The organism is Alteraurantiacibacter aquimixticola, from assembly GCF_004965515.1.
GTDB lineage: Bacteria > Pseudomonadota > Alphaproteobacteria > Sphingomonadales > Sphingomonadaceae > Alteraurantiacibacter > Alteraurantiacibacter aquimixticola.
Window position 1 is genome coordinate 490,233 of sequence record NZ_SSHH01000002.1, and the last position, 19,058, is coordinate 509,290.

The window sequence follows — 19,058 nt, forward strand, 5'->3', positions numbered from 1 at the left end:
GGGAAGCGAAAGGCAAGGTTCCGCGCGCCCAGGTGCAAAAACGCCTCGCCGAACTCGGCATATGCCAGCCAGCCGACTGGATCGAACCCGCCCTCCCCGACACCCCACCGGAAGACCCCCTACCGATGAGCAGCGACACCCATCCCTTCTACGACATGCACCGTCACGGCTATGTCCGCTGCGCCACCAGCACGCCCGAAGTGCGCACCGCCGATGTCGCTTATAACTGCGCCGCAATCATCGACGAGGCGAAGCGTGCTGACGCGGCGCATGTGGACCTGCTCGTCTATCCGGAGATGTGCCTGTCCTCCTATATGCTCGACGATCTGGTGATGCAGACGGCCTTCCTCGAGAGGGTCGAGACTGCGGTTGCCGAGGTGGTTGAGGCCAGCAAGGCGCTCTCCCCCGTGCTCATCATCGGTGCGCCGCTGATGGCGAACGGCCAGCTCTACAATTGCGCTCTGGTGATCGCAGCGGGCAAGCTGCTGGGCGTCGTCCCCAAGTCCTACCTGCCAAACTATCGCGAGTTCTACGAGAAGCGCTGGTACGCGCATGGCCGCAATGTGAAGGGCGCCAGCATCCGCGTGAATGGGGAGGATGTGCCCTTCGGCACCGACCTGGTCTTCGCCTCCACGCGCAACCACCGCTTCAAGCTGCATGTCGAGATTTGCGAGGACATGTGGTCCCCCGCCCCGCCCGCGATCGAGGGCGCGCTGGCGGGCGCGACGATCTGCACCAACCTCTCCGCATCCAACATCACCATCGGCAAGTCGGATGAACGGCATCTCTATGCCCGCAGCCATTCGGCCCGCACCTCCTGCGCCTATGTCTATTCGGCAGCCGGCCATGGCGAGAGCACGACCGACCATGCCTGGGACGGACAGGGCTTCATCTTCGAACTGGGCGACCTCATCGCCGAAAGCGAGCGTTTCAAGCGCCATCCCGAACTCTGCGTCGCCGATGTCGATGTGGAGCGGATTCACGGCGACCGCATCCGCAACAAGACCTTCGACGATGCGATCGAAGCGGCAGGCCGGCCCGCCGACCGCTTCCGCTTCATCCAGATGGCGCACAATCCCAAACCGGGCGATATCGGCCTGATCCGCCCGATCGCCCGCTTCCCCTTCGTGCCCGACCGCGAGCACAAGCTGGACGAGGATTGCTACGAGGCGTTCAACATCCAGGTCGACGGCCTCATGCGCCGGGTGGAGGCGACCAATCCCAAATCGCTCGTGCTCGGTATCTCGGGCGGGCTCGATAGCACCCATGCGCTGATCGTGGCGGCGAAGACCGTGGATCGCCTCGGCCTGCCGCGCGACATGATCCGCTGCTACACCATGCCCGGCTTCGGCACGACCGATCACACCAAGTCCAACGCATGGAAGCTGATGGAAGCCTTCCACACCCATGCGGAGGAAATCGACATCCGCCCGGCGGCGACCAGGATGCTGGAGGATATCGGCCACGCCTTTGCCGGGGGCGAGCCGGTCTATGACGTGACGTTCGAGAATGTGCAGGCGGGCCTGCGCACCGATTACCTTTTCCGCCTTGCCGGACAGAACAACGGTTTCGTGATCGGCACGGGCGACCTTTCCGAACTGGCGCTGGGCTGGTGCACTTATGGCGTGGGCGACCAGATGAGCCATTATGCAGTGAATTCAGGCGTGCCGAAGACGCTGATCCAGCACCTGATCCGCTGGGCGATCCGTTCCGAGCAGTTCACGCATGAGACCGACGCCGTGCTGCAGGCCGTGCTCGACACGGAGATCACGCCAGAGCTGGTGCCGGTCGGCGAAAAGGGCGAGGTGCAGAGTACCGAGGCGAAGGTCGGCCCCTATGAGCTCAACGATTTCTTCCTGCACAATGTGATGCGCTGGGGCCTGCCGCCGTCCAAGGTCGCGTTCATGGCATGGCACGCCTGGCGCGATATCGAACGGGGCGACTGGCCCGCCCATTTCCCCGAAGCCGCGCGCAACGAATACGACCTTCCCACCATCCGCAAATGGATGGAAAGTTTTCTCCGCCGCTTCTTCCAGTTCAGCCAGTTCAAGCGCAGCGCGATACCCAACGGGCCCAAGGTCTCGAGCGGTGGTGCCCTGTCCCCGCGCGGGGACTGGCGCGCGCCCAGCGATGCGGTGGCCTATGTGTGGCTGGACGAATTGCGGCGAAACGTGCCGGAATAGACTGTCAGGCCGGTTTGCGCGCGACAGTCATATAGGCGAAATCCCAGATGATCGGCGCGGCGGCCTTTGCCTTTTCCGCGTCCAGCGCGGCGATGAAGGCCTCGCTGTCGAGACCCTCTTCCGCCACCACGCCCGCCGCGAAGATGCGCGGCAGCATCATGCGCGCCATGGCCGATGCACCGCCCTTGCCCTCGGGGTCGAGTACGATAGCCTCGGCGCGGAAGGATGCCGGTTCCAGCCCACAATCTTGCAACAGGCGCGGCAGTTGGAGCGCTGTGCCCGGCAGGCCGCCTTCGCTGGCGATGGTGGCCCATATCCAGTTGGCGAGTTCGACGTGCCGCGGCAGTTCGACAATCGAGAAGGGCCGTCCCGCACCGTCATGCTCTTGCCATGCCATCACGCCGCCGGGCCGCAACAGGGCCGCCAGCTGCGCAAGCGCCGGTTCGGGATCGGGCAGGTACATCAGCACACGCCGCCCGACGACGGCATCGAAGGTGCCGAGGTCGGGCAAGTTCTGCGAAAGGTCGGCCACCGCGTAGTGAATCGGCGCCGCACCTGCAGGCGCTACCTCACCGCGCGCCATTTCCACGCGTTCGCGGTCGATATCGATGCCGACCACCTCCCCGCCCGGACCCACGCGCTGGGCAAGTTCGCGCGTGAGCACACCCATCGCGCAGCCCACATCGAGCACGCGCATGCCAGGTGCAATCCCGGCATCGTCTAGCATTCGCGCCGTCGGCGCATTAGCATTGGCCATGGTGATCTCCCTCGCATGATATGTTGTTACATGCGAGGGAGAATGCAAGAAGGCTTGTCGATTTATTCCGCCGGAGCGATGCGGATCAGCGCGCCTTCGCCCATGTCGGTGAGCAGGTAGAGCGCGCCGTCCGGCCCCGTGCGGACGTCACGCCAGCGCTGGCCCAGCTCTCGCAGCATGTGCTCGGGCTCACCCACCGGCATGCCCTGCTGGTTGGTGTCGTAGCGCAGGAGGCCTTGCGTGAAGCTGGCGAGGAACAGGTCGCCATGCCAGGCGGGGAACAGGCTGCCATCGTAGAAGGCAAGGTTGCCGGGATTGAGCGAGGGCGGGCCATAAACGAGCACCGGATCCTGCTTGCCCGGACGGTTGCGCAGATATTCCTGCTGCTGGCCGTCATAGTGGAAACCCTGCGTCACGCTCATCCAGCCATAGTCGCCGCCGCGCAGGATGCGGTTGACCTCGTCCCCGCCGCGCGGGCCGAATTCGCTTTCCCAGATCTCGCCGGTGATACTGTTGTAGGTGAGGCCCAGCGGGTTGCGGTGGCCGGTCGACCACACCTCGGGCGCATGGCCGTCCTTGCCTACCCAGGGATTGCCCGCAGGAACGCTACCATCGTCATTGAGGCGCAGGATCTTGCCGAAATGGTTGGACGGATCGGCGACCATTTCGCCGAAGTTCCGGTCGCCGCTGGCGATGTAGAGATAGCCGTCCGGATCGAACAGGATGCGCCCACCGAAGGAACCGAAGGCCGGGCCCTGACCGCAGCACTTTTCCGGCACGGGCTGCGCGCCGTACCAGGCATTGGCAACGAAGATATCCTCGACATCGGTCAGCTCATGCCCGCCGTCCCAGCGCCCACGCATCACCGCGATGACCGAGTTCTGCGGATCTTCCGGATCGGCCTTGGAATAAGCCATGTAAACCAGCCGGTTCTCGGCGAAATCGGGATGGAGCGCGATGTCGTTCAGGCCCGCAATGCCCAGCGTGTACATCGCGGGCAGCCCGGCAATCGGCGTCGGATCGAGCACGCCGTCGCGGATCACGCGCAGGCGCCCGACGCGTTCGGTGACGAGAATATCGCCCTCGGGCGTCCACACCATGCCCCACGGCCGCTCCAGCTCGCGCGTGACCACGGTGACGGCGATATCCGCCTCGTCCGTCGCGAAGCTCCACGGCCCATCGGCCAGCTCGGTTCCCTGGAATGGCGGCGCCCCTGCCGGTTCCTCATCCTGCGCAACAGCCATACTGGAACACAGGGCCAGCGCCGAAACCGCGGCCAGAGCCTTCAAAACCTTCATTGAATTTCCTTTCCCCTCCACGGCACGGATGGAAACCGCGCCGCCTTTTGACCGTATCCTATTGAGCCTGTGCGTGCTGCACAATGACTCTGTCCGAAATTCCCGCAGCCATTCGCATTGGCGGGACAAGCGGCTATGGTGAAAGACCTGATGCAACCCGATCCCGCCCGCAAGTCCGTGCTCATCACCGGCGCCGCCCGCCGGATCGGTGCGGCCATGGCCCGCGCATTCGGCGAGGCGGGCTGGCATGTGGTGGTGCACTACAACCGCTCCGCCGCCGCAGCGCGCGAGCTGGCGGACGCCCTGCCCTCTGCCGAGATATTCCAGTGCGACCTTGCCGATTGCGACGCAGCGATCGCCATGGTCGAGGTGCTGGCCGACAGGCTGGAGGACTGGCGCGTACTCGTCTCCAGCGCCTCCTTGTTCGAGGAGGACGATGTAACTGCGCTTGATCCCGGCACGAACAAGCGGGCCATGCAGGTCAATGCCGTCACTCCCGCCCGTATGGCGCAAGCCTATCTCGCCAGCGCCCGCTCGCACGCTGGGCGGCGCGTGATCCAGGTGACAGACCAGAAGCTGGCTAATCCCAACCACGATTTCTTCAGCTACACGATGAGCAAGCATGCGGTGGATGCGGCGGCCGAAATGCTCGCCATGGCGTGCAAAGGCGATGACCGCGTCTATCGCCTCGCCCCAGGCGCGATCCTGCCGAGCCATGACCAGACGTCGGAGGAAGCAGAAAGATCGCACCGGATGAACCTGCTCCACCGCCGCACACAAGCAGAGGAGGTGGCCCAGGCCGCTTTGTTCATGGCCGAAGCCCCGCTCGCCAGCGGGCAGCAGATCTTCGTCGATTCGGGCCAGCACCTGCTGTCCCAGCCGCGCGATGTGCTCTATCTTGCGCGCGGGGAGAGGGGATGATGGACGAGACGCAAGCCGCGAAACCGCGCAAGAAACACGCGCTGGGTACGCGCATATGGCACTGGATCAACGCACTCAGCGTTACGATCCTGTTCATGTCCGGCCTCAATATCTCCAACGCGCACCGGCGGCTCTATTGGGGCGATTGGGGTTTCGCGGCCGAACAGGCGTGGCTGGAAGTCCCGCGCTTTCCCGGTTGGGCGACGATTCCCGGCTATTACAGCCTTGCTTCCGCACGCGACTGGCACATTGTCTTCGCCTGGGTCTTTGCGCTGGGGCTGATGCTCTTCATGCTTGCGGCGCTGCGCAACGGCCATTTCCGCCGCGACCTGACCACGCGCTGGGCGGACTGGAAGCCGTCGAACGTCTGGCAGGACATTCGCCAGCACCTGAAGCTGAATTTCGACCATGGTGAAGGCAAGTTCAACTTCCTGCAGAAGGCCGCCTATGCTGGGGTGATCTTCGTGCTGCTGCCGCTGATGATCTTTACCGGCATGGTGATGAGCCCGGGCATGGAGGCGGCCTTCCCGTGGATGACAGACATCTTCGGCGGACGGCAGAGCGCGCGCAGCATCCACTTTATCTGCGCGTGGCTGCTCTTCGCCTTTTTCGTGGTGCACATATTGCTGGTGCTGCTGTCCAATCCCATGAAGCAGCTGGCCGACATGATTAGCGGAGGACGCGACGATGAAGCGGCGTAATTTCCTCGTCGGCATGGGCGCGGCCTTCCTTGCGGGGTGCAAGGAGATCGGCGATTCGAAGTGGTTCGGCGCGCTGGTCGATACGGCGGAAAGCTGGCACCGCGGCGTGCACCGCACGCTGGGCGTCAGCCGCATCGCGATGGCCCCCGAATATGACCGCAGCGAGGTTTCCCCCTTCTTCCGCGGCAATGGCACGCAGGAAGTGGGCAAGGAGGATTACAACGCCCATCGCGATGCCGGCTTCGTTGACTGGCGCGTCACAGTGAGCGGGCTGGTCGACACCCCGCTCGAGCTTTCGATGGAGGATATCCGCGCCCTCCCCCAGCGCACACAGGTGACACGGCATGATTGCGTGGAGGGCTGGAGCGCGATCGGCGAATGGACCGGACCGCAGCTATCCAGAATCCTCGAAATGGCAGGCGTGCAGGAAGGCGCGAATTACGTGATCTTCCGCTGCGCCGATACGCTGAACGGCGCCGACTATTACGAAAGCTGCGACATGGACGATGCCATGCATCCGCAGACCATCGTCGCGCATTTGCTCAATGGTGAGCCGCTGCCCGAGCGCAATGGCGCACCCCTACGCCTGAGGCTCGAACGCCAGCTGGGTTACAAGCATCCTAAATATCTTACCGGGATCGAGCTGGTCGCCAGCCTCGACGATATCGAGGGCGGCAAGGGCGGCTACTGGGAGGACCGCAGCGGGTACCAGTGGTACGCCGGGATCTGATCAGACCTCCTCCGGATAGCGCTCTTTCGAGTTCTTCCAGCTCATGGCGATCATCTGTTCCAGTACGCCAAGGTCGATATCGGCCAGCTTGTTCACATAGATGCAGCCCTTGGGCCGCTCGAACTTGCCCAGCTTCTCGCGCAGTGCAGCGAAAGGGGCTTCGTCGCCATCCTTCCCGCAATTGAGCAGGTAGAGCGAATGGCGCGCCTTGCGCGGTGAGAACCCGACGCGGCAGATGGCGCCCTTGCGACCCGCATCGGTTTCGTAGGCATAGCCGCCATAGCCGATGATCGTCGGCCCCCACATGCGCGGCTCCTCGCCAGTAACCTTGCGGAACAGCGCATCGAGCACCCTGGCATCCTCGCGCTTTCCCGCGTGATCGACCGCTTCGATGAACGCCTCGACGCTCTGTTCGGTGGGCTGGGTCTTGTTCTCGCTCATGGGGCGCAAGGCTAGCTCGCAATTGACAGCAGGGAAAGCGGCATCCAAACCTATGGTTTAAGGACTGGAACTGGGGGAGACGCGCCGCTCATGTGGTTGCTCGACAAAATGCTTAACAAGCTGATCCGTGCGGGTCGGCTGATAATTACCGACTATGATGGCAAGGTCTATGAGTATGGGCCGGGCGGCGCCACGCCGGAAACGGGCGATGCGCCGATCCGCATTCGCCTGTCCAACAAGAAGGCATCGCGCCATATCGCGCGCTATCCGCAGCTGGGCACTGCGGAAGCCTTCATGTGGGGCTGGATGGATATCGAGGAACCGCATGATCTGCGCGACCTGATCCTGTTCGTCACCGCGCAGGCCAAGGCGCATGGCGACCGCGCGCTGCAGCCGCAGGGGCCGCTCAAGCGCATGGCGCAGAAGGCCGCAGCCAAGGTCGACAGCATCAATCTGAAGGGCAAGGCGCGCAAGAACGCCGAGCATACCTACAACCTCACCCGCCGCCTTTATGAGCTGTTCCTCGACGAGGACCGGCAATACACAATGGGCTATCACCGCACGCCCGATGTGAGCCTGGAACAGGCGCAGCGCGACAAGAAGGCGCATATCGCGGCGAAGATGCACCTGACGGTTGACAAGGGCCGTCCGCTGCGCGTGCTCGATATCGGCTGCGGCTGGGGCGGTCTCGCGCTCTACCTCAACAAGCATTACGGCTGCGAAGTGCTGGGCGTGGCGCTGGCGCCCGACCAGATCGCCTTCTGCAAGGAGCGGGCCGAGCAAGAGGGCGTGGCCGACAAGGTAAAGTTCGCACTGATGGATTACCGCGACGTGCAGGGCGAGTTCGACCGCATCTCCTCGGTCGGCCTGCTCGAACATGTCGGCACACCGCACTACCCGCAATTCATGGCCAAGACGCATGAGCTGCTCGCGCCCGATGGCGTGATGTTCAGCCATTGCTGCGGCCGTGCAGGCCCTCCCGGCTTCACCGATGCCTTCACCCGCAAATATATCTTCCCCGGCGGCTATATCCCCGCTTTGTCCGAGCTGGTGACCGAAAGCGAGAAGGCTGGCTGGCAGGTGATGGATGTGGAGGCGATGCGCTTCCATTACAGCTACACGCTGGAGGAATGGTACAAGCGCACCGTCATGCACAAGGACGAGATCGTCGAGATGTATGACGAGAAGTTCTACCGCATGTGGCTCTATTATCTCGCGGGCGCGGAACAGAGCTTCCGCAACGGCACGCTGGTCAACTGGCAGATCCAGTATGTGAAGGACCGCGCGGCGATCCCGATGACGGGCGACTATGTCTATGAGGAAAGCGCCCGCCTGCGCGGCCTGGAAGAGCCGCCGCAATGGCATCTCGACCCGGCGCTGAAGGAAGCTGCCGAATAGGGTCAAACTACTTGGGGAGGACATTGTCGATGATCAGCAAGAAGCTTCTGGCGGTGATGGGACTGACCCTCGCCGCACCCGCTCTGGCGCAACCCGCGCCCATCGGCATCACCCCTCCCCCGCTGGCGGACACGCCCTACAGCTTCGATACGGCCGAGGTGCATGGCATCGAGGTGACCGTGCTCGCCAAGGGCTTTGCACAGCCTTTCGCGATCGAGCCGCTGCCCAATGGCGACATGCTGATCGTGGAGCGCGGCGTGGGCCTGCGCCTGCTGCGCGGGGCGACGGGTGCCACTCCCGAACTGGTCGAAGGGCATGTCCCCGGCGTGCCCGAGGATACGCCGGAGGTCTTCAGCTATGGCGTGATCGACATCGCGCTGCATCCCGATTTCGCGGAGAATGGCTGGATCTACTTCACCTTCAACGGCTTTGCGCCGCTTCCCGAAGGCACCAGCCCCTTGCAGCGCCCCGGCTATTTCAAGCTGCTGCGTGGCACCTGGGCCGATGGCGCGGTGACCGGGGTCGAAACGATCTTCGAAACCGAGAATCAGGCCTATGCCGGCGGCACGCGCGTGCATGTGGCGGATGACGGCATGGTCTGGGTGGCGACCACCGGCCCCTATGACGGCACGTCGCAGGACATGTCGGACATCTATGGCAAGGTGTTGCGCCTCAATGCGGACGGCTCCATTCCCGCCAACAATCCGCATGTGGGAGAGGATGGCGTGCACCCGGCGATCTACAGCCACGGCCACCGCGACCAGCATGGCCTCACCGTCCATCCGGCGACCGGACAGGCCTTCACCGTCGAGCATGGCCCCAATGGCGGCGACGAGCTCAATTTGATCCAGCCCGGCGGTGATTATGGCTGGCCCGATTACAGCTTCGGCCGCGAATATGACGGCAGCGATGCGACGCCGCTGCCCTTCGGCCCCGATACGGTAGAGCCGACCGTGGTGTGGCTCCCCTCCATCGCGCCTTCGGGCCTGATGTTCTACACCGGCGACGCCTTCCCCGAATGGCAGGGCAACCTGTTCATCGGCAGCGCGCGCTGGGGCGAGATCAACGCCACCGGCAGCCTGCAGCGCGTGGTCTTCAACGAGGATTTCGGCGAATTGCGGCGCGAGGCGCTGCTGCAGCAATTGCACCAGCGGGTGCGCGACGTTGCGCAGGGGCCGGACGGGCTGATCTACGTCCTCACCGACGGTCCGGAAAACGCCGTGCTACGTATTGCGCCGGGCAATTGAGGCCCTACACCTTCCGGGCATGAGTACGTCCGAAACCCTGTTCGACAAGCTGGCCGCCAAGCTGGTCACCCAAGGCACGCTGAAGGTGACCCATGCGGGCGGGGAGGCGCGCACATTCGGCACGCCCACACTCGGCTTTCCCGACGTCGCGGTGCGTTTCACCGACGACAAGGTGGCGCGCGACATCTTGCTCGACCCGCGCCTGGGCCTGGGCGAATCCTATATGGATGGCCGGATCGAGATCCTGGAGGGCGACATCATGCAGCTGGTCTCGCTGGTGCGGTCGAACAATGTCTGGGAGAAGCGCGGGAAGATGGCGCCGCCCAGCCTGCCGCGGCAGATCAAGGGCAAGATCAAATATGCCATGCGCGCGGTGAACAAGCCGGGTTCGTCCAAGAAGAACGTCGCGCATCACTATGACATAGGCAACGATCTCTACCAGCTGATGCTCGATGCCGAACACATGCAGTACAGCTGCGCCTATTTCCCGCGCGATGACATGACGCTGGCCGAGGCGCAGGAGGCGAAGCTCGCCCACATCGCCGCCAAGCTCAACCTCGAGCCGGGCCTGAAAGTGCTCGATATCGGCTGCGGTTGGGGCGGCATGGCGATCTTCCTGGCTTCAAGGGCCGACGTGGAAGTGATGGGCATTACCCTGTCCGAGGAACAGCTCGCCCTCGCCCGCCAGCGCGCCGAGGCGGCGGGCGTGGCCGACAAGGTGAAGTTCGAGCTGATCGACTATCGCGACCTTGCCGCCAGCGGCGCGACATTCGACCGCATCGTCTCTGTCGGCATGTTCGAGCATGTCGGCGTGCCGCAATTCGAAACCTATTTCCGCGCCTGCGCCAACATGCTGGCCGAAGACGGCTGCTTCCTGATGCACACGATCGGCCGCATGGGCCAGCCGGGGCGCACCGATGCCTTTACCGACAAGTGGATATTCCCCGGCGGCTATATCCCCGCTTTGTCGGAGACCGTCGCCGCCAGCGAGAAGGTCCGCCTGATCGCCACCGACGTGGAGACCTTGCGCCTCCACTACGGCAAGACGATCCACCACTGGTATGCCCGCTGCATGGAGAACAAAGCCGCGATCGAGGAGATGTTCGATGAGAGCTTCTTCCGCCTGTGGACCTTCTACCTCGCGGGAGCCGCCACCAGTTTCGAACATGGCGCGATGTGCAATTACCAGATCCAGTATGTCCGCGACCGCACCGCCCTGCCGCTGACGCGCGACTATATCGGCAAGACTGAGAAGGGGTTGTTGCGGGGTTAACTCTCCGGATCGTCATTGCGAGGAGGCCCGAACTTGTTTCGGGGCGACGCCGCAATCCAGAAGCGTCGATGCGCAAGGCCCTGGATCGCCGCGCTTGCTTCGCAAGCTCACGATGACGAAAGAAGCGCAATGACCACCACCCGCTCCCTCACCCGCGCCAGCATCTTCGCCCAGGCCTGGCCGATCATGCTCGGACAGGCCTCGATCCCGCTGGTCGGCGTGGTCGATGCGACGGTGATCGGGCGCACGGGGGACACCGCAGGCCTTGCCGGCGTGGCGCTGGGCGCGACGATCATCACGCTCATCTTCTGGAGCTTCGGCTTCCTGCGGATGGGCGTGACGGGCCTGACCGCGCAGGCCCAGGGCGCAGGCGACCGGCGCGAGGTCGAGGCGCTGCTGCTGCGCGCGCTGCTGCTCGGCTTCGGGCTCGGCCTCGCCATCCTCGTCCTGCAATGGCCCTTGCGAGAGGCCGCCTTCGCCTTGCTCGCTGGCGGAGAGGGCGTGACCAGCGAGGCAAGCGCCTATGTCACCGCCCGCTTCCTCGGCGCGCCTGCTGCCCTGAGCGTGTTCGCCATCAATGGCTGGCTGCTCGGCCTCGGCAAGACGCGTGCGGCACTCGCCCTGCAGGTGCTGATGAATGTGGTGAACATCGCCGCCGATATCTTCTTTGTGTGGCAGCTCGACATGGGTGCGCAAGGCGTGGGCCTCGGCACAGCGCTGGCCGAATGGTCGGCGCTGCTGGCCGGACTGGTGATCGCGGGGCGCGTGGCAGGAGGCGGCATATTCGCCACCGTCGCCCGCACGCCGCGCTCCGCCATCACCGACCGCGCCGCGATCCGCCGCCTCTTCGCAGTCAATCGCGACATCATGATCCGCACGCTGGCGCTGCTCGCCATTTTCACCTGGTTCGCCAATGCGGGCGCGAGGCTGGGCGCGAAGGAGCTCGCCGCCAACCACGTGCTGATGCAGTTCATCAACCTCGCCGCCTTCGTGCTCGATGCCTTCGCCTTCACTGCCGAAAGCCGCGTGGGCAATGCCATCGGCGCGCGCGACAAGGCCTATTTCCTGCGCAGCGTGCGCTTGGCCGGGGAGTTCTCGCTCGCTTCGGGCGTGCTGCTCAGCCTGCTGTTCCTTGCCCTTGGCGGCGCGGTAATCGACTTCATCTCCACCGATCCGCAAGTGCGGGCGGAAGCGGCACGCTTCCTGCCCTTCGCCGCGCTCGTCCCGCTGCTCGGCATGCCCAGCTGGATGCTAGACGGCATCTTCATCGGCGCGACGCGCGGCCATGCGCTGCGCAACGCGGCTGTGCTGGCGACCGCGCTTTACCTCGCGCTCGACCTCGCCTTGCGCGGACAAGGCAATCTCGGCGTGTGGATCGCCATCTCCGCCAGCTATTTGCTGCGGGCAGGCGCACTGGGACTCTATCTCCCCGCCCTCCTGCGCGATGTCGAGAGCGGTTCGGCAGCCCGCCATCTTGACGAAGGGGGCGCCGAGGGTGCTCAATAGCGCCATGCCGCTGCGCCAATCCCTCCCGCGCGTCGTCGCAATGTTGCTCGCCACGCTGGCGGGCCTTACCGCAACACCGGCGCTGGCAGCAGTGACGGTGCATTTCCACTCCCTCAACGGATCGGTCCTTTTCGGCCGCTATCCGCATGCCTTCGTGGTGTTCGAGGGAACGCTGGAGGCAACCGGCCAGAGGGTGGCGGAGAGCTTCGGCTTCTCCGCCAAATATACGAGCCAGGCGATGACCAACGGCCCGGCCGAGCATGAGATCATCGCCGAGGATGCGGACACTATCGCAGATGCCAACCGCCATTTCTCCGTCCGCCTGACCGACGATCAATATCGCGACCTGCGCGCCGAAGTGGAGCGCTGGCGCAACTATCCTGGCCGCTATTACGACCTCGACGAGCGCAACTGCATCCATTTTGTCGCCAGGCTGGCACAGATGCTCGACATCCGCGCCGACGTACCCGACAACATGCTCCGCCGCCCGAAGAAGTGGCTCAATTACGTCACGCGCAACAATCCGCAACTGGGCGCGAGCGAGGTCGACTGATCCTTCCACTTGCGATGGGCGTTGCGGCAACTCGCAACCCCTGTTAGGCGCGCCCGCGACATTCCAGCGGAGCACAACATGTCCGACATCAAGCGTGTAGTCCTTGCCTATTCCGGCGGCCTCGACACCAGCGTTATCGCCAAGTGGCTCGAGAGCGAGCGCGGCCTGGAGGTGGTGACCTTCACCGCCGACCTCGGCCAGGGCGAGGAGATCGAGCCTGCGCGCGAGAAGGCCCGCGCCATGGGGATTCCGGACAAGCACATCTATATCGAGGATTTGCGCGAGGAATTCGTGCGCGATTTCGTTTTCCCGATGATGCGCGCCAATGCCCGCTATGAAGGCGACTACCTGCTCGGCACTTCGATCGCCCGTCCGCTGATTTCCAAGCGCCTCGTCGAGATCGCGCATGAGACCGGCGCCGATGCCATTGCGCACGGTGCGACCGGCAAGGGCAATGACCAGGTGCGGTTCGAGCTTTCCGCCTATGCGCTTGACCCGGACATCAAGGTGATCGCTCCGTGGCGCGAATGGGACCTCACCAGCCGCACCGCGCTGATCGCGTGGGCCGAGGCGCACCAGATCGCCGTTCCCAGGGACAAGCGCGGTGAGAGCCCCTTCTCCACCGACGCCAACCTCCTGCACACCTCTTCCGAGGGCAAGGTGCTGGAGGATCCGTGGCAGGAGACGCCCGACTACGTCTATTCGCGCACCGCCAATCCGGAGGACGCTCCGGACGAGCCCGAATATATCGAGATCGAGTTTGCCAAGGGTGACGGCGTTGCCCTCAATGGAAAGGCGATGAGCCCCGCTGAGCTGCTCACTGCGCTTAACGAGCTGGGCCGCAAGCATGGCATCGGCCGCCTCGACCTGGTCGAGAACCGCTTCGTCGGCATGAAGAGCCGCGGCATGTATGAGACGCCGGGCGGCGAGATCTACGCCCGCGCCCATCGCGGGATCGAACAGATCACACTCGACCGCGGCGCAGCGCACCTGAAGGACGAGCTGATGCCGCGCTATGCGGAGCTCATCTATAACGGCTTCTGGTTCAGCCCGGAGCGCGAGATGCTGCAGGCCGCCATCGACCTCAGCCAGCAGAAGGTGGACGGCACCGTGCGGCTGAAGCTCTACAAGGGCAACGCAATGGTGGTGGGCCGCAAGTCGCCCCACTCGCTCTATTCCGAAGCGCATGTGACCTTCGAGGACGATGCCGGCGCTTACGATCAGAAGGATGCGGCGGGTTTCATCAAGCTCAACGCCCTGCGCTTGCGCCTCTTGGCGAGTCGCGACCGCAAGTAGCGGGGCGCTTCGCCGGCCGGGAAGCGAGGCTTTCGGGCTGCATTTGCGAGAATTGTGCGGATAGTTTCGGCCATTGCGCCGAGCTGTTGACTTATCCACCCTTGTCCACTGGCAATTGTGCCAAAAGTGGATAAGTGCACGCTTGCGCCCTTGCCCGACTCGGTCCACCGGCGCATTCTCCAAACATCGAGAGCGGAAAACCGGTTTCACGAAGGATCGCCTGCCGATCCGGACGAAGACGGAAGGAAGCAATCGACGCGACGGTGCAGAGCCGGAGCGGAGTAGGAAAGGGGCGCAGTCTTCCCGCAAGGACAAGCTGCAAACCGGACTGGTGATCCCGCCAGCATGCATCGCCGGAAAGGCCGGACGTGAATGCCCGGCTGCCGATGGAAGCGCCAAAAGCCCCCTGGCATATGGCGCAGCCGCTTGAGGCAGCAGGTGCAGGATGACCGGTCTCGGATTGCAGAAGGCAAGGGATAGGTCCCTCGGGATCAGACCCGGCCAGCTACGATCCGGCACCGGCGCGAGCGCCGGGCGACATAACCGATGGCCTAGCCAACGGTGACACGCCGGGCGTCAAGCATCCCTTCGGGGGTCCACACGCCGGTGAGAGTGGGGTCGGCAGCAATGCCGGCCCCATTTCTCTTTGGGGCATTCAAGCTCCGCCAGACCCACCTCACGCCCCGCCGATCCCCCCCTCGCAGGCCCTCGCAGCGCCGATTTACGCCTTAACCATAGGCGTTCCCGCCATTCGCCTCATTTTTGCCTCGTTTTGCGCCCGGCTGCCCCTCTCCGGCGATCACTTGCCGGCCCGTTAGTAGGATTCGCCAGCGGGAGCCGGTATTGGCAAAGGCCATGACGGGTAGGAAAGCCCCCTCGGCGCATCTGCGCTTCATCATGCCCGCCTTGGCCCTTGTGGCCCTTGGCGGCGCCATGGGAGCAGGCCATGCGGAACCTGCCGCAGTGGAGCTCGATGCCCCCATCGCCGCTTCCGCCAGCGCCTTCACCCCCTCCGCCGAAGCGCAGTTCGAGGAGGCCTTTGTCCATCTCGAGGATGCGGCGGCAGAGCCCGTCCTGCCCTCCCATGCGGTGGACATCGCCACGATCGATCCGCCGACGGAGCCCGCCGCCACCGCGCTCGGCGAAGGCGTTGCCTCCTATTACGGACGCCGCTTTGCCGGCCGCCCCACGGCGAATGGCGAGACCTTCGATCCACAACAGCTCACCGCCGCCCACAAGACGCTGCCCTTCGGCAGCATGGTGCGCGTCACCAACACGCGCAACGGCCGCCAGGTCGTGGTGCGCATCAACGATCGCGGCCCCTTCGTGCGCGGCCGCACGATCGACCTCTCACGCGCCGCGGCAGAGGAGATCGGCATCGTCAGCGCCGGTCATGGCACCGTGGAGTTGGAGCTGCTGGAAGGCTGATTGGCCTTGCGGGCCTTTGGCCCGTTTGCGTGCCCAATGCGAGGCCCACCCCATGCTCAACGCATTCACCGATGGAACACATGGAACACTGTCCTGGAGGTAAGTCTCCGGAGACGAATTCCTGCCAGCGCAATTCGGCCGGATCGGGCGCGCGGTGGATGGGCCTGAGAGGTTCCGGGCCGGGTTCGACAACCGGTTCGGGCTGATCCTCACCGGACGGGCACTCCTCCAGCCCCTCCGCTTCATCGGACGCAGGCTCATCCGCCCCCACCACATCCTCATCCTCGTCCAAACCCTCGTCCGGTTCCTCCCCCTCTTCGCGCTCCTTGCGCTCCAGCCATTGCAGCGCCGCCTCCACGATCGGCACGCCATCGACAAAGCCATCGCCCGTGTAATCGGGGAACGGCCCCCAGGGCGCTTCGGCAAGAGCATCCTCCGCCACCCGATCTGCGCGAGCAGGCCGCGCCACCGCCTCGCCGCGTTCCAGCCGGGCCAGCGCCAGGTCGAAATCCTCCGGCGGCAGGTTGGCCTCCGCCTTGTCCGCCAGCCGGTCCAGCCGCGCGAGATGCGCCAGCAGCAGCCGCGCGTCATAGCGGCGGCGCATCGCCACCACCTCGCCATGATAGAAGACCTCCTCCTCCACGCCGTTGAGGGCGCGATCGGCCAGCTCCTCCTCCGCCGCCGCGCGGGCGAGCACCAGCGCCGCATCCCAGCAGGCCCGGAAATCCGCATCCGCCCGGCGAGCACGATAGGCCGTCTGGGCAGAGACGCCCGCCACCTTGCACGCCAGCCGCACATTGCCCGCATGGGAAAGCCGCTCGCAAAACACCGCCCGCCGCCGCGCATCGAACACGCTGTCCGGCGCGGGGATCACCTCCAGCTCCTCGCTCATGCCGCACCTCCCAAAACCGCGAGCGGGCCAGCCAGGGCCAAACGGCGCGCAGCGCCGCAAGCGCGAACGCGCGTCGGCCGGTCAGGCCGGAAGCCAAGCAGCGCGGATGCGCTGCGCCCGGCGCCTGAGGGGCGCAGCAAACAAGACTTCAGCCAGTCGCGCGCATGGTCGAGCGGCGCGATATCGCCGGGAGGGGATTTGGGGAGAGCCGCGTCGGGCTGCGTGGATTTGGGCATGGGTGCCTCCTGATTGGATTAGGGGGCACCGGGTGAGGCATGGATTGGCGGGTGTAGGAAAGGGAATCCCTGTGCAAACTGCTATACAAAATAGGAAATGCAAATATGATGGGCGCTCAGAAAATGAGGGCAACGATGAGCGATGAAGAGTTTGATTGGGTAGATCGGGACACCGAATTTACCGATGACGATGCAGACGAATCCTCTGCCGATCTCTCACTTTCCGAGGATAAATTTTCTGGGCTGCTCATTGCACCGGCCGACTGGACCATCGAGACCCTATATAGCCAAATTGGCAAGCAGATCGACCTAGACCCCGATTTTCAGCGTCGGAATGTTTGGAGCGCCAAAGCGAAGTCTCGTTTCATCGAATCTTTAATGCTGGGAATTCCGATCCCGCAAATTCTCTTGTCCTCCAAACCCGGTTCCAAGAGCTCATTCCTCGTCCTCGACGGCAAGCAGCGCCTCCTTACAATCAAGGAATTCATAGACGGGCGTCTGCCGAATGGTCGCCATTTTCGACTGAAGGATCTACGGGTCCTGACCGATCTTGAGGGGAAGAAGTGGGACGACTTAAAAGACGACCCTGAAGCCGCAGCGAAACTCCTAAATGAAACTCAACGAACCGCTGTTTTGCGTGGCTGGTCTGACGAGTCTGTTCTCTACGAAATTTTTTACCGATTGAATTCAGGATCGGTGAAGCTCTCACCTATGGAGCTTCGTATGTCACTATATCCGGGTGATTTCCTCAAGTTTATATTACGGTGGAGTGAGGAAATTGGGCCGGTCCACCATCTCCTCAAAAAACGGAACCCTGATCCTCGGATGGGAGACGTCGAACTAGCGGTACGTTTCCTCGCTTTCGATGATAATGATTTAACATACAGAGGAGACCTAAAGGCATTCCTAGACAGTCTCTGCAACAACTATAATTCGCAGTTTGAGAATACAAACTTCGTCAGCGATGTCGAAGGTCGTCTTGATTCCATGGACCAAGGAATTGTGGTCGGACTTGAAGCCTTTGGAGAGAATCGCTTTTGTCGAAAATTTACCAAAGGAAATTATGAAACTCGTTTCAATCGCGCCCTTTTCGACATTTTTACTTACAGCTTAGCCCGGCCAGATTTCCGACTTTGGGCAAGCGAAAATGGAGAGACGCTCGTCGCAGCATTTGAGCAGCTATCCACAGACGACAATGATTTCTTACGGTCAATCGAGACCACAACGAAATCGGTAGATGCAACCGCCACGCGATTTGGAAAATGGTTAAACCTTTGCCATCAATTGTCTGACGTCGAGATTGAAATGCCGGCCATCGCGAGCTGAACAGATGCCCAGCGCTGACTATCAAAAAATGGTAGACGACCTGGCAACTGCTAGACGAATTACTTACAATGTCCCTGACCTGGCCTGCAATACAACGATACAGGAATTAAAGATAAAATCATATATATTAATGGCGCATGCGATAATAGAAGAATATTTAGAGAATATTTCACTCCACGTTGCAAAAGAGGCCATTAGGGAGTTAAATTCCAACTCAACAGTAACAACAGCACTCTTGGGGCTTATATCGAGCGGGATAATTGGTCGAATTGAAGAGGACGGCATATCCCGGAAGATAAAACGGGAACCCTTCGAGGATCTCAAACTGTTCGCGGAAACCGCATTCGGTCGATTCAAGACGGTAGTAAGTTCTAACAACGGGATTAAAAAAGAAGATCAGCTCAAACTCTTGATTCCGATCGGGATAGATCCCGAGACCGAAGATCCCGCAACGATGGCAGCTCTTGACAGCTTCGGCGGAAAACGCGGCGCGATCGCACACGTGTTTAAGATTTCAAAGTCACATACACTCAGCGAAATTGATGGCGACCTAAAGACAATTCGTCTCGGTCTGCTGAATTACGATTCAGCGTGTTTGGCGAACGTTTAACCTGATAGAGTCCTGCTAGTTTTATTCTAACAATGGCATCAAGTCCGCCAGCGCAGCCCGTCCACCCCCATTAACTCACCCCACCCCCTGACCTGCTAACGCCCTCCCCGCACGGGAGGTGGCGATGGATCTGGTTGCGCTGTTCGACGGGGTGTTCGATGCGGTGAAGGGGGTGTTTGCGATTGTCGGCGCGGGGCTGGTGGTGCTCGGCGGCCGCGTGTGCCGAGCTATAGCATCAGTTTGAGGTACTGGCCGGTATAGC

Annotated in this window: 17 protein-coding genes; 13 read left to right on the forward strand and 4 right to left on the reverse strand. The window is 63.0% G+C overall.

Annotation, left to right across the window (positions count from 1 at the left end; translation table 11 throughout):
• Positions 1–125 precede the first annotated feature (125 nt).
• Positions 126–2,183: an NAD(+) synthase gene (locus E5222_RS08835; RefSeq protein ID WP_246021715.1), complete on the forward strand. Its 2,058-nt coding sequence runs from the start codon at positions 126–128 to the stop codon at positions 2,181–2,183.
• Between the two features lie 4 nt (positions 2,184–2,187).
• Here E5222_RS08835 and E5222_RS08840 read toward each other — a convergent pair whose 3' ends face one another.
• Complete coding sequence (locus E5222_RS08840) at positions 2,188–3,006, reverse strand: class I SAM-dependent methyltransferase (protein WP_136693392.1); 819 nt, start codon at positions 3,004–3,006, stop codon at positions 2,188–2,190.
• Complete coding sequence (locus E5222_RS08845; protein ID WP_169053532.1) at positions 3,003–4,238, reverse strand: PQQ-dependent sugar dehydrogenase; 1,236 nt, start codon at positions 4,236–4,238, stop codon at positions 3,003–3,005. The genes E5222_RS08840 and E5222_RS08845 overlap by 4 nt, the downstream gene beginning before the upstream one ends.
• 135 nt (positions 4,239–4,373) lie before the next feature.
• Here E5222_RS08845 and E5222_RS08850 point away from each other — a divergent pair, with 135 nt between their 5' ends.
• The 3 genes from E5222_RS08850 to E5222_RS08860 are packed head-to-tail and all read left to right on the forward strand — an operon-like array spanning position 4,374 to position 6,590.
• Positions 4,374–5,159 carry an SDR family oxidoreductase gene (locus E5222_RS08850; RefSeq protein WP_246021632.1) on the forward strand — a complete coding sequence of 262 codons (786 nt, stop codon included), beginning with the start codon at positions 4,374–4,376 and terminating at the stop codon, positions 5,157–5,159.
• Positions 5,159–5,860, forward strand: coding sequence for a cytochrome b/b6 domain-containing protein (locus E5222_RS08855; RefSeq protein ID WP_211196123.1), 702 nt, complete (start codon positions 5,159–5,161; stop codon positions 5,858–5,860). Before E5222_RS08850 ends, E5222_RS08855 begins: the two co-directional genes overlap by 1 nt.
• Positions 5,847–6,590, forward strand: coding sequence for a molybdopterin-dependent oxidoreductase (locus E5222_RS08860; protein ID WP_136693396.1), 744 nt, complete (start codon positions 5,847–5,849; stop codon positions 6,588–6,590). Before E5222_RS08855 ends, E5222_RS08860 begins: the two co-directional genes overlap by 14 nt.
• On the opposite strand, the gene E5222_RS08865 is transcribed toward E5222_RS08860, so the two are convergent.
• Positions 6,591–7,031: a DUF1801 domain-containing protein gene (locus tag E5222_RS08865; protein WP_136693397.1), complete on the reverse strand. Its 441-nt coding sequence runs from the start codon at positions 7,029–7,031 to the stop codon at positions 6,591–6,593.
• 90 nt (positions 7,032–7,121) lie between these two features.
• Here E5222_RS08865 and E5222_RS08870 point away from each other — a divergent pair, with 90 nt between their 5' ends.
• The 7 genes from E5222_RS08870 (at position 7,122) to E5222_RS08900 (ending at position 15,732) form a co-directional block, all read left to right on the forward strand.
• Positions 7,122–8,429 (forward strand): SAM-dependent methyltransferase, encoded by a 1,308-nt coding sequence (locus E5222_RS08870; RefSeq protein WP_136693398.1) that lies wholly within the window; start codon positions 7,122–7,124, stop codon positions 8,427–8,429.
• A gap of 29 nt (positions 8,430–8,458) precedes the next feature.
• Positions 8,459–9,676, forward strand: coding sequence for a PQQ-dependent sugar dehydrogenase (locus E5222_RS08875; protein WP_169053533.1), 1,218 nt, complete (start codon positions 8,459–8,461; stop codon positions 9,674–9,676).
• A 19-nt stretch (positions 9,677–9,695) separates the two neighbouring features.
• The gene (locus E5222_RS08880) at positions 9,696–10,949 is read left to right on the forward strand and encodes an SAM-dependent methyltransferase (protein ID WP_136693400.1); all 1,254 of its coding nucleotides are present in this window, start codon (positions 9,696–9,698) and stop codon (positions 10,947–10,949) included.
• Positions 10,950–11,078: 129 nt separating this feature from the next.
• Positions 11,079–12,455 (forward strand): MATE family efflux transporter, encoded by a 1,377-nt coding sequence (locus E5222_RS08885; protein ID WP_246021635.1) that lies wholly within the window; start codon positions 11,079–11,081, stop codon positions 12,453–12,455.
• A gap of 4 nt (positions 12,456–12,459) precedes the next feature.
• A complete protein-coding gene (locus E5222_RS08890; protein WP_246021637.1) occupies positions 12,460–13,008 on the forward strand; it encodes a hypothetical protein in 549 nt (182 codons plus the stop codon).
• 78 nt (positions 13,009–13,086) lie between these two features.
• A complete protein-coding gene (locus E5222_RS08895) occupies positions 13,087–14,304 on the forward strand; it encodes an argininosuccinate synthase (protein ID WP_136693401.1) in 1,218 nt (405 codons plus the stop codon).
• A gap of 855 nt (positions 14,305–15,159) precedes the next feature.
• Entirely contained in the window at positions 15,160–15,732 is a 573-nt protein-coding gene (locus tag E5222_RS08900; protein WP_136693402.1) for a septal ring lytic transglycosylase RlpA family protein, read from the forward strand.
• Here the strand turns inward: E5222_RS08900 and E5222_RS08905 are convergent.
• On the reverse strand, positions 15,686–16,624 hold the full coding sequence (locus E5222_RS08905) for a hypothetical protein (protein WP_136693403.1): 939 nt from the start codon (positions 16,622–16,624) through the stop codon (positions 15,686–15,688). The two genes, E5222_RS08900 and E5222_RS08905, sit on opposite strands and share 47 nt — an antisense overlap.
• Positions 16,625–16,995: 371 nt before the next feature.
• Here E5222_RS08905 and E5222_RS08910 point away from each other — a divergent pair, with 371 nt between their 5' ends.
• Positions 16,996–18,186, forward strand: a complete 1,191-nt coding sequence (locus tag E5222_RS08910; protein WP_169053534.1) for a DUF262 domain-containing protein — start codon at positions 16,996–16,998, stop codon at positions 18,184–18,186.
• A 4-nt stretch (positions 18,187–18,190) separates the two neighbouring features.
• Entirely contained in the window at positions 18,191–18,796 is a 606-nt protein-coding gene (locus E5222_RS08915; protein ID WP_169053535.1) for a HEPN domain-containing protein, read from the forward strand.
• Positions 18,797–19,058: the final 262 nt, after the last annotated feature.

What these genes read in the sequence shown, in the direction of transcription:
- E5222_RS08835 (WP_246021715.1), top strand. Translation starts at nt 126, where the DNA reads ATGAGCAGCGACACCCATCCCTTCTACGACATGCACCGTCACGGCTAT.
- E5222_RS08845 (WP_169053532.1), bottom strand. Translation starts at nt 4,238, where the DNA reads ATGAAGGTTTTGAAGGCTCTGGCCGCGGTTTCGGCGCTGGCCCTGTGT.
- E5222_RS08850 (WP_246021632.1), top strand. Translation starts at nt 4,374, where the DNA reads ATGGTGAAAGACCTGATGCAACCCGATCCCGCCCGCAAGTCCGTGCTC.
- E5222_RS08855 (WP_211196123.1), top strand. Translation starts at nt 5,159, where the DNA reads ATGGACGAGACGCAAGCCGCGAAACCGCGCAAGAAACACGCGCTGGGT.
- E5222_RS08860 (WP_136693396.1), top strand. Translation starts at nt 5,847, where the DNA reads ATGAAGCGGCGTAATTTCCTCGTCGGCATGGGCGCGGCCTTCCTTGCG.
- E5222_RS08865 (WP_136693397.1), bottom strand. Translation starts at nt 7,031, where the DNA reads ATGAGCGAGAACAAGACCCAGCCCACCGAACAGAGCGTCGAGGCGTTC.
- E5222_RS08870 (WP_136693398.1), top strand. Translation starts at nt 7,122, where the DNA reads ATGTGGTTGCTCGACAAAATGCTTAACAAGCTGATCCGTGCGGGTCGG.
- E5222_RS08875 (WP_169053533.1), top strand. Translation starts at nt 8,459, where the DNA reads ATGATCAGCAAGAAGCTTCTGGCGGTGATGGGACTGACCCTCGCCGCA.
- E5222_RS08880 (WP_136693400.1), top strand. Translation starts at nt 9,696, where the DNA reads ATGAGTACGTCCGAAACCCTGTTCGACAAGCTGGCCGCCAAGCTGGTC.
- E5222_RS08885 (WP_246021635.1), top strand. Translation starts at nt 11,079, where the DNA reads ATGACCACCACCCGCTCCCTCACCCGCGCCAGCATCTTCGCCCAGGCC.
- E5222_RS08890 (WP_246021637.1), top strand. Translation starts at nt 12,460, where the DNA reads ATGCCGCTGCGCCAATCCCTCCCGCGCGTCGTCGCAATGTTGCTCGCC.
- E5222_RS08895 (WP_136693401.1), top strand. Translation starts at nt 13,087, where the DNA reads ATGTCCGACATCAAGCGTGTAGTCCTTGCCTATTCCGGCGGCCTCGAC.
- E5222_RS08900 (WP_136693402.1), top strand. Translation starts at nt 15,160, where the DNA reads ATGACGGGTAGGAAAGCCCCCTCGGCGCATCTGCGCTTCATCATGCCC.
- E5222_RS08905 (WP_136693403.1), bottom strand. Translation starts at nt 16,624, where the DNA reads ATGAGCGAGGAGCTGGAGGTGATCCCCGCGCCGGACAGCGTGTTCGAT.
- E5222_RS08910 (WP_169053534.1), top strand. Translation starts at nt 16,996, where the DNA reads ATGAGCGATGAAGAGTTTGATTGGGTAGATCGGGACACCGAATTTACC.
- E5222_RS08915 (WP_169053535.1), top strand. Translation starts at nt 18,191, where the DNA reads ATGCCCAGCGCTGACTATCAAAAAATGGTAGACGACCTGGCAACTGCT.